General features: G+C 65.8%; 2 protein-coding genes. Both read right to left on the minus strand.

Going from position 1 to position 2,730, the window contains the following annotated elements; genetic code table 11:
- Positions 1 to 174 precede the first annotated feature (174 nt).
- Complete coding sequence (locus AC1D00_RS35295) at positions 175 to 918, minus strand: nucleotide-binding protein (protein ID WP_477013852.1); 744 nt, start codon at positions 916 to 918, stop codon at positions 175 to 177.
- 243 nt (positions 919 to 1,161) lie between these two features.
- Positions 1,162 to 2,523: a serine protease gene (locus AC1D00_RS35300; protein WP_477013853.1), complete on the minus strand. Its 1,362-nt coding sequence runs from the start codon at positions 2,521 to 2,523 to the stop codon at positions 1,162 to 1,164.
- Positions 2,524 to 2,730 lie beyond the last annotated feature (207 nt).

Genomic DNA, 2,730 nt, shown 5'->3' on the forward strand with positions numbered 1-2,730 from the left:
GACTGTCACCGCGGAGGGATTCTGGATTGCTTCGCTGCGCTCGCAATGACGGGTGGACGGAGTCACCCAAAAACGCGAAGCGAAGCAATCCGGCCGGGCTGGTGGCCGGATTGCTTCGTCGCTGGAGCCTTCCGGATGGTGAAGGGCCGGCTGCCGCCTGAGCGATCGCCCCGCTCAGGACGCCAGTGTCGTGGTCTCGTCCGCCGCAAGCTCGGTGGCGGCATGCAGCATGCCGTCCGTGGCCGAGATGACCTGGTCGAGCAGGACATTGGTCGTGGCGCTGAGCTCGAGCCGGGTCTCGATCCACTGCCAGAGGCCGCGGATCTCGTCCGCCGACTTGCCGTTCGGCGCGAATTCGCTGACGGCGAGGCCGTTGGCGAGTGAATCCTGGTGGTCGTTGCGCATCGCGACCAGCGGACGCGCGAGCACCTCGGCGAGATCGAGCGCAGCTTCCTCGGCGAGCGTGTTGGCGGCATTGTCGATGCGCTGGCCGCGGATCGGCGTCTGGTTCAGCACGAAGCTGTAGGGCCGCTTCCAGGCGCGCGCGACGCTGAGCGTCGAGGCGGTCGCCTCGATGTCGGCGACACTCGGGCGGGCCGGGATCAGGCAGAGATCAGAATGACGGATCGCAGCGGTGGTCGCGGCGCTGAGGCCGGCCGCGGTGTCGACGATCGCAAGCTGCAGGCCGCTGTCAGCCAGCATGTTCAGGCGAGGCCCGATGTCGGCGGCGTGATAGATCGGTTCGACCACGAGATCCTCGGTGGTGCGACGGCGCAGCCAGTTGGACAGCGTGCCCTGCGGGTCGGTCTCGATCAGGCGGACGGTGAAGCCGGCCTGCTTGGCCGCCAGCGCGAGGCCGATGGCAAGCGTGCTCTTGCCGCTGCCACCCTTTTGGGTGGCCAGTACGATCGTGTGCATGGAAGAAAAATCCTTTGGAGTGCCTGGGTCAGGAATACGCCACGCGAACGTGCATCGCTTCTGGATGCTGAGCTCTTCTCGCTCAGGACGTGCCGGCCCGATCCAAAGGGATCGCGGAAGTCCGAATCAACGGTAACAATGATGGCGGAATCGGGAATGCCAGCTAATCCGTACCATTACTGGACCCGTAGTCGTACGTGCGATGTGCGCCGATGGACACGAGAGATTGTGATGGTCGCCTGGCTACTTCCGCACGCAGATGACACGGACGACGGCCGCCTTCGCATCCGTTGTCGTGCCGTTCGCCGTGACGTCGTTGGCCTTCAGGAAATCGCGCACCGTCTCCGCTGAGACCATCACGGCCTGCGATGCCGGCACCGACGTCGCGGGTCCCGCCACCATCGCCGGCTTCAGCAGCGCGATGCCGGCGAATTTGCCGTCGGCGTCGATCGCGGGGCTACCGGAAAATCCGACCGCCGGTGGCGGCGACATTGCGGAATCGCTGCTCGTGACGGGCGCCAGCGCGCCCTTGACACTCGAGACCCCGGCCGCGCCGCCCTGGCTTTGCGGATCGGCGATGCCGATGACGTCGACATTCGTCTTCGCCCCGCCGCCAGCGAGGCTGAGCGGCTTCAGGCCACGTGCGCCGTAGATGTGCAAGAGCGCGAGATCGTGCTCCTTGTCCTCGGCGAGACGATCGGCGCTGCCGTAGCCGGCGATGGTGATCGCAAGACAGCTGTCGGTGACGAGACGGTCGGCGAGGATCGCGCCGTCGTCGCTGACGACGATGCCGGTGCCGTATTCGACGGTCTTGCGCGGTGCCGGTCCGGCTTGCGGTCCCGATGGAAACGCATTGAACGCGCTCGACATCGCGATCACGACCGGCTCGACCGTGTTCTCGGTCGCCTGGTCGTAGAGGATCGTCATGATGCGGACCTCGTCGCCCTTGAAGGTGCCGCGCACGTAGAATTTCTTCAGGCCCTGGAGACCGGACAGCACGAAGAAGTCGGGTTTCACCACGGTGTAGTCGATCTTGCGGCCGGCCGGCTCCTTCTTCTCAGCGTCCGCGAGCTTTGCGGTGGTCGGGTTCGCCTCCTTGCGCCGGCTGAGCAGCACCTGCACCGTTCCGGTCGGCGAGGTCCATTTCGAGCCGTTGGCGTCGGTCGCCTGCTGCGGCACCAGCTTGCCGGGAATACCGAGCCGGGCGCCGCTGGTCGGCTCCATCACGATCTTCCAGCCGACACTGTCCTGTTTCCGCCGCGCAGTCTCGGCAAGCGCGGCGCGCTCCTGCGGATTGAGCACACCGGTCGGCTTGCCGCCCTTGTTCTTCTGGTACTCCTTGATGGCATTGACCATGCGCTCGCTGACGTCGCCGGTGATGGCGCCGTTATATTGGCCGACCCAGGCGAGGTCGGACTGGAGCGACAGGCGTTCCGCCTGCGCCATGGCATCGGCCGTTTCCGACGGCGTCTGAAGCGCGGGCGGGCGGATCGGAACGGTCTGGACCGTCTTCGGCTTGGTGCCGGGGATCTGCGGCGTCGTCATCTGGGCGTTCGCGCCTGTGGCAGCCGCAAACATCAGTGTTGCCGCAAGCATCGATCTCATGACAAATCCAGCCAGCCCATTGAACGCAATGCCATTGAAGCACATCTCGTTGGTCGCGAACAATCTCGGGGTGGTTCAGGCCTGCTACGGGGGCCGCGAGCTCAAGTCCTCATCCTGAGGAGCGGCCTTAGGCCGCGTCTCGAAGGATGGCCCCGGGCGAGATCTGGCCTTCATGGTTCGAGACGCGCGTTCCGCGCTCCTCACCAT

This window comes from Bradyrhizobium sp. P2_E8 (assembly GCF_056403875.1).